Here is a 6195-nt window from a genome sequence, read left to right as displayed (position 1 = left end):
CGCCAAACTTCTTCGACAGCACGGTGGCGATTGCAGCCGTCAGCGTGGTCTTGCCGTGGTCCACGTGACCAATCGTGCCCACGTTCACGTGGGGCTTGGTGCGTTCGAACTTACCTTTTGCCATTTTTTCGACTCCGGAAAAAAATCTACTGCGGATGACTTCAGAAAGAGGGTCCGGCCCTGCAGGAGCCGAACCTCTCGAAATGTGGTGCCCTTGGCGGGAATCGGACCCGCGACCTCTCCCTTACCAAGGGAGTGCTCTACCACTGAGCCACAAGGGCAAGGAAAGTTCGCCACCGCGAACCTTCGAAAACTCTCGACTACCAATCGCCAGAAAACACCAGCAACGCGTACCGTGGAGCGGGAGACGGGAATCGAACCCGCGTCATTAGCTTGGAAGGCTAGGGTTCTACCATTGAACTACTCCCGCATCGGGAGCGGTATTCAACGCCCACCGAAGCACGGAAAATCGTCCGCACCACAAAACGTTTCGCTGGTGGAGGAGGCTGGATTCGAACCAGCGTAGGCGTAAGCCAACAGATTTACAGTCTGCCCCCTTTAGCCACTCGGGCACCCCTCCGGCGAACTTCGAACTATAGCAGATTCCGGCAAGCCGGAGCAACGGGCCGGCAAAATTCACATCGGCAAGGCGATGCCTGCTTGACCCTGCCGGCGTCATGCAGGCGACAATGTTGCACCGCAGCAATCCTGGAGCCTCCACGATGAGTACGCCTCAGCCCCCTTCCCCGCCGCCGGATGGCAAGCCCCTTCCAGTCCGCCCGATCAGCCTGGCGCTGCAGGGCGGCGGCGCGCACGGCGCCTTCACCTGGGGCGTGCTGGACGCCCTGCTGCAGGATGGGCGGCTGCAGATCGACGGCATCAGCGGTACCAGCGCCGGCGCGGTGAATGCGGTGGCGGTGGCGCAGGGCTTCGCCGAGGCGGCGCGCACGCGGGGCGACGCCGAGGCCTGCGCGACGGCCGCGCGCGAGGCGCTGGGCCGGGTCTGGCGCGGGGTGGCGGGGCTGGGCAGCCTGGGCTCGATGGCGCAGGGCGTGGCGCGCCTGCTCACGGGTGGCTGGAGCAACGCGGCGCTGGGCAAGGGCGCCATCGGCACTGCCATGAGCCGCTGGATGTCGCCCTACCAGAGCAACCCGCTGGATCTCAACCCGCTGCGCACGCTGCTGGAGGAGCAGATCGACTTCCCCGCCATCGGCCGGCTGGCGGCGCCACGCGTGTTCGTCTCGGCCACGCACGTTGAGACGGGCCGGGCCGAGGTCTTCCACGGCCGCCGACTGACGCTGGCCGCGGTGATGGCCTCGGCCTGCCTGCCGATGGTGTTCCGCGCCGTGGAGATCAACGGCGAGCACTACTGGGACGGCGGCTACTCAGCCAATCCGGCACTGGCGCCGCTGATCGATTTCTGCGAATGCCGCGACATCGTGCTGGTGCAGCTCAACCCGCTGCGCCGGGAGCATCTGCCGCAGACGCCGCAGGAGATCGCCGAGCGGGTGGCCGAGCTGGGCTTCAACGCGAGCCTGCTGCAGCAGATGCGCAGCATCGACTTCATCAACCGCCTGATCGCCAAGGGCGCGCTGATCGAGGGCGAAAGCTACAAGCCCCTGCGGCTGCACCGCATCGACGGCGGCCCGGCGATGGAGGAGCTGTCGCAGTCGAGCAAGCTGTCGGCCGATCCGGCCATGATGGAGCGGCTGTTCGAGCAGGGCCAGGAGGCGGCGCGGCAGTGGCTGCGGCGCAGCTTCGCCGCGCTCGGCGTGCAGGGCACCGTCGACATCCGGCGCGACTACGTGGGCCGGCTGCGCACCGGGTGAAATCGAAGAAAATGCCCTGCAGCCCATATTCCACCTGGGCTTTTAGCTATTAATAATATAGCAAATTCTAAGACGCAGCCTGCTGCTCGCGCCATTGCCTGGCCCGGGAAAAATGCCCGCAGCCGATGAAGGGCACCGGCGGGCGCAGGGCCGACAGCGGCGACGGGTGGTTGGCGGTCAGCACGCAGTGGCGCTGGGCATCGATCAGCGCGCGCTTGCTCTGCGCGTGCGCGCCCCACAGCATGAAGACGAGCGGGCGTGGCTGCTGCGCGACGTGGCGGATCACCGCGTCGGTCAGCACCTCCCAGCCGCGGCCGGAATGGCTGGCCGGCTGGCCCTCCTCCACCGTGAGGCAGGTGTTGAGCAGCAGCACGCCGTTCCTGGCCCATTTGACCAGGCTGCCGCCCGGCTGGGGGAAGGCCGGCGGCGGCGTGCCCAGGTCGCGCTCCAGTTCCTTGAAGATGTTGCGCAGCGAGGGCGGCAGCGGCACACCGGGCGCGACCGAAAAAGCCAGCCCCTCGGCCTGGCCGCGGCCGTGGTAGGGGTCCTGCCCCAGGATGACCACGCGCGCATCGTCCGGCGGGGTCAGTTCCAGCGCGCGCAGCGGCTGCGGCGGGAAGATGGCGGCGCCGGCGCCCAGGCGCTCGTGCAGGAAGTCGAGCAGGCGGATGCCCGGCGCCGAGGTGAAGAAGTCCTCCACCAGCGGCTGCCAGCCGGGCGCCACCGGCCAGTCGGCAGGATCGCAGCTCTGCAGCTGATCGACGGCCATGTGCCCGCCCTCAGCCGAACAGCGCGGCCAGGGCTTCGCCGGGCTCGGGTGCGCGCATGAAGGCCTCGCCCACCAGGAAGGCGTGCACGCCGGCCTCGCGCATGCTCTGCACGTCGGCGCGCTGCAGGATGCCCGACTCGGTCACCAGCAGGCGCTCGGCCGGCACGTCGGCCAGCAGGCCGAGCGTGGTGTCGAGCGTGACCTCGAAACTGCGCAGGTTGCGGTTGTTGATGCCCACCAGCGGCGTCTTCAGCCGCAGGGCGCGCTGCAGTTCGGCGCGGTCGTGTACTTCCACCAGCACCGCCATGTCCAGGCCGCGCGCGATGGCCTCCAGATCGGCCATCTGCGCGTCGTCCAGGCAGGCGGCGATCAACAGGATGCAGTCCGCGCCCATGGCGCGCGACTCGTAGACCTGGTAGGGGTCGACGATGAAGTCCTTGCGCAGCACCGGCAGGTCGCAGGAGGCGCGCGCCTGCTTGAGGTAATCCACTTGCCCCGAGAAGAACTGCTGGTCGGTCAGCACCGAGAGGCAGGCGGCGCTGGTCTTGCCGTCGCCCTGGGCGTAGCTCTGCGCGATGTCGGCGGGGATGAAGTCGGCCCGCAGCACGCCCTTGCTCGGGCTGGCCTTCTTGATCTCGGCGATCACGGCGGCCTGGCCGCTGCCGATCCTGGCGCGCAGGGCGCCGATGAAATCGCGGGTGAGCACGCGCGACTCGGCGTCGAAGCGCACGGCCTCGAGCGGGCGTTTCTTCTGGGCGGCGGCGACTTCTTCGCGCTTGACCGCCACGATTCTGTTCAGGATGTCGGACATGGTGCTCAGGTTCAGGCGACTGCGGCAAGGGCGCCGGTGGCGCGGGAGAATTGTTCCAGCTTGGCGCGGGCCGCGCCATTGTCGATGGCCGCCTGCGCCAGACGCAGGCCCTCCACGATGGAGGGCGCGGCGCCCGCTGCGTACAGCGCGGCCCCGGCGTTGAGCGCGACGATGTCGCGCGCCGGGCCGGGCTCGCCGGCCAGCACGCCTTTCAGCAGCGCCATCGACTGCTCCGGGGTCTCGACCTTCAACGCGCGGTGGCTGGCCATGGGCAGGCCGAAGTCCTCGGGGTGGATCTCGTACTCGGTGATCTGGCCGTTCTTCAGCTCGCCCACCAGGGTGCCGGAGCCGAGGCTGACCTCGTCCATGCCGTCCTTGCCATAGACCACCAGCGCATGCTCGGCGCCCAGGCGCTGCAGCGCGCGCACCTGGATGCCGACCAGGTCGGGGTGGAACACGCCCATCAGGATGTTGGGCGCGCCGGCCGGGTTGGTCAGCGGGCCGAGGATGTTGAAGATGGTGCGCACGCCCAGTTCCTTGCGCACCGGCGCCACGTTCTTCATGGCCGGGTGGTGGTTGGGCGCGAACATGAAGCCGATGCCCACCTCGGCGATGCAGCGCGCAATGGCTTCGGGCGTGAGGTGGATGTCGATGCCCAGCGCCTCCAGCACGTCGGCGCTGCCGCTCCTGCTGCTGACGCTGCGCCCGCCATGCTTGCTGACCTTGGCGCCCGCGGCGGCGGCGACGAACATGGCGCAGGTGGAGATGTTGAAGGTGTGCGAGCCGTCGCCCCCGGTGCCGACGATGTCCACCAGGTGCGTGGTGTCGGCCACCTGCACCTTGGTGGAGAACTCGCGCATCACCTGCGCGGCGGCGGTGATCTCGCCGATGGTTTCCTTCTTCACGCGCAGGCCGGTGACGATGGCCGCGGTCATCACCGGCGACAGCTCGCCGCGCATGATGAGGCGCATCAGCTGCAGCATCTCGTCGTGGAAGATCTCGCGGTGCTCGATGGTGCGCTGCAGCGCTTCCTGGGGGGTGATCATGGGATGGGTCTCCTCGGAATGGGCGCCGTCAGGCTTGGGGGTCGAAGAAGGCGCGGATGGCCGCCACCGCGCGGTCGACGCCCGCGGCATCGATGTCCTGGTGCGTCACGAAGCGCAGCCGGTAGAGCCCGGTGGCCAGGATGCCCTGGGCCTGGAGGCTGGCGAGCAGCTCGGCCGAGCGCGACTGCGCCGCGCCGCCGAGGTCCACGAACACGATGTTGGTGTGCGGCGCCTCGACCTCCAGGCCCGCGATGCCCGCGAGGCCATGGGCCAGCCGCTGCGCCAGCGCGTGGTCCTCGGCCAGGCGGTCTATGTGGTGATCGAGCGCATGGGCCGCGGCCGCGGCCAGCAGGCCCGATTGCCGCATGCCGCCGCCGGCCATCTTGCGGATGCGGTGCGCGCGCGCAATGAACTCGCGCGTGCCCAGCAGCGCCGACCCGACCGGCGCGCCCAGCCCCTTGCTGAAGCACACCGACACGCTGTCGAAACACTGCGCGATGCGGCGCGCCTCCAGGCGAACGTCGCCGTGCCCGTGCAGCGCGGCCTGCGCCGTGGCGGCGTTGAAGAGGCGGGCGCCGTCCAGGTGCCGCTGCAGGCCCTTGCGCTGCGCCAGCGCGCTCGCGGCCTGCACATAGTCGAAGGGCAGCAGCCGGCCGCCCAGCGTGTTCTCGAGCGCCAGCAGGCGGGTGCGCGCGAAGTGGGCGTCGTCGGGCTTGATCGCGGCCTCGATCCGATCGAGCGGCAGGGTGCCGTCGTCCGCATGTTCGAGCGGCTGCGGCTGCACGCTGCCGAACACCGCCGCGCCGCCGCCTTCCCAGCGGTAGCAGTGCGCCTGCTGGCCGACGATGTACTCGTCGCCGCGGCCGCAGTGCGCCAGGATCGCGCAGAGGTTGCTCTGCGTGCCCGTGGGCACGAACAGCGCCGCCTCGAAGCCGAGCAGGTCCGCGATCTTCTCCTGCAGCGCGTTGACGCTCGGGTCGGTGCCGAAGACGTCGTCGCCCAGCGGCGCCGCCATCATGGCCTCGCGCATCGCGGCCGTGGGCTGGGTGACGGTATCGCTGCGCAGGTCTATGGGTCGGGTCATGGCGCGCTGCTCAATGGAGGAAGTTCTTCAGCATGGCGTGGCCGTGCTCGGTGAGGATCGACTCGGGGTGGAACTGCACGCCTTCCACGCGCACCTGCTGCGCAAAGCCGGTGTGGCGCACGCCCATGATCTCGCCGTCGTCGGTCCATGCGGTGATGGCCAGTTCGGCCGGGCGGCTCTCGCGCTCGATCGACAGCGAGTGGTAGCGGTTGACGGTGAACCTCTCGGGCAGCCCGGCGAACACGCCTTCGCGCGTGGTCGCGATCTCGCTGGTCTTGCCGTGCATCAGTTGCTGCGCGCGCACGATCCGGCCGCCGAAGGCCGCGCCAATGGCCTGGTGGCCCAGGCACACGCCCAGGATCGGCAGCTTGCCGGCGAAAGCCTGGATCGCCGCCACCGACACACCGGCTTCGGCCGGCGAGCACGGCCCGGGGGAGATCACCAGGCGGTCCACGCCGGCGGCGATGCGCTCGGCAATGCCTTCGAGCGTGATCTGGTCGTTGCGGAACACTTCCACCTGCGCACCCAGCTCACCGAAGTACTGGACGATGTTGTAGGTGAAGCTGTCGTAGTTGTCGATCATCAGCAGCATGCGTTTCTCCATCTGAAGTTGCGCCTGGCGGCGGCGCGAGAAGGGTATGGTCCCGACGGGCACG

At 69.1% G+C, this 6195-nt stretch carries 7 protein-coding genes and 3 tRNA genes; 1 reads left to right on the top strand and 9 read right to left on the bottom strand.

Annotation, left to right across the window (positions count from 1 at the left end; translation table 11 throughout):
• From JHD63_RS09690 to JHD63_RS09675, 4 genes are all read right to left on the bottom strand, one after another.
• Window positions 1-124: GTP-binding protein (locus JHD63_RS09690; RefSeq protein ID WP_017454492.1), on the bottom strand; the 124-nt coding region annotated here is incomplete at its 3' end.
• A gap of 82 nt (window positions 125-206) precedes the next feature.
• Window positions 207-281 (bottom strand) — tRNA-Thr (locus tag JHD63_RS09685).
• Window positions 282-356: 75 nt separating this feature from the next.
• Window positions 357-430 (bottom strand) — tRNA-Gly (locus JHD63_RS09680).
• A 64-nt stretch (window positions 431-494) separates the two neighbouring features.
• A tRNA-Tyr gene (locus JHD63_RS09675) sits at window positions 495-580 on the bottom strand.
• A 142-nt stretch (window positions 581-722) separates the two neighbouring features.
• Here JHD63_RS09675 and JHD63_RS09670 point away from each other — a divergent pair.
• Window positions 723-1829, top strand: coding sequence for a patatin-like phospholipase family protein (locus JHD63_RS09670; protein ID WP_198970541.1), 1107 nt, complete (start codon window positions 723-725; stop codon window positions 1827-1829).
• Window positions 1830-1896: 67 nt separating this feature from the next.
• On the opposite strand, the gene JHD63_RS09665 is transcribed toward JHD63_RS09670, so the two are convergent.
• Genes JHD63_RS09665 through JHD63_RS09645 form a run of 5 tightly spaced genes read right to left on the bottom strand, consistent with a single transcriptional unit; the run spans window position 1897 to window position 6131 of the window.
• Window positions 1897-2598, bottom strand: a complete 702-nt coding sequence (locus JHD63_RS09665; protein ID WP_198970540.1) for a uracil-DNA glycosylase — start codon at window positions 2596-2598, stop codon at window positions 1897-1899.
• 10 nt (window positions 2599-2608) lie between these two features.
• Window positions 2609-3409, bottom strand: coding sequence for an indole-3-glycerol phosphate synthase TrpC (gene trpC / locus JHD63_RS09660; RefSeq protein WP_198970539.1), 801 nt, complete (start codon window positions 3407-3409; stop codon window positions 2609-2611).
• Between the two features lie 11 nt (window positions 3410-3420).
• Window positions 3421-4455: an anthranilate phosphoribosyltransferase gene (gene trpD / locus JHD63_RS09655; RefSeq protein WP_198970538.1), complete on the bottom strand. Its 1035-nt coding sequence runs from the start codon at window positions 4453-4455 to the stop codon at window positions 3421-3423.
• Window positions 4456-4483: 28 nt separating this feature from the next.
• Complete coding sequence (gene ltaE, locus JHD63_RS09650; RefSeq protein ID WP_198970537.1) at window positions 4484-5539, bottom strand: low-specificity L-threonine aldolase; 1056 nt, start codon at window positions 5537-5539, stop codon at window positions 4484-4486.
• Window positions 5540-5549: 10 nt separating this feature from the next.
• Window positions 5550-6131 carry an aminodeoxychorismate/anthranilate synthase component II gene (locus JHD63_RS09645; protein WP_233167874.1) on the bottom strand — a complete coding sequence of 194 codons (582 nt, stop codon included), beginning with the start codon at window positions 6129-6131 and terminating at the stop codon, window positions 5550-5552.
• Between the last annotated feature and the right edge of the window lie 64 nt (window positions 6132-6195).

The organism is Xylophilus sp. ASV27 (assembly GCF_016428875.1).
GTDB lineage: Bacteria > Pseudomonadota > Gammaproteobacteria > Burkholderiales > Burkholderiaceae_C > Xylophilus.
The sequence above is the reverse complement of the archived record's forward strand: the minus strand, read 5'-3'. Positions and strand labels throughout refer to the sequence as shown.

Coding starts and splice junctions, on each gene's coding strand:
- JHD63_RS09670 (WP_198970541.1), top strand. CDS start 723: ATGAGTACGCCTCAGCCCCCTTCCCCGCCGCCGGATGGCAAGCCCCTT.
- JHD63_RS09665 (WP_198970540.1), bottom strand. CDS start 2,598: ATGGCCGTCGATCAGCTGCAGAGCTGCGATCCTGCCGACTGGCCGGTG.
- trpC (WP_198970539.1), bottom strand. CDS start 3,409: ATGTCCGACATCCTGAACAGAATCGTGGCGGTCAAGCGCGAAGAAGTC.
- trpD (WP_198970538.1), bottom strand. CDS start 4,455: ATGATCACCCCCCAGGAAGCGCTGCAGCGCACCATCGAGCACCGCGAG.
- ltaE (WP_198970537.1), bottom strand. CDS start 5,539: ATGACCCGACCCATAGACCTGCGCAGCGATACCGTCACCCAGCCCACG.
- JHD63_RS09645 (WP_233167874.1), bottom strand. CDS start 6,131: ATGCTGCTGATGATCGACAACTACGACAGCTTCACCTACAACATCGTC.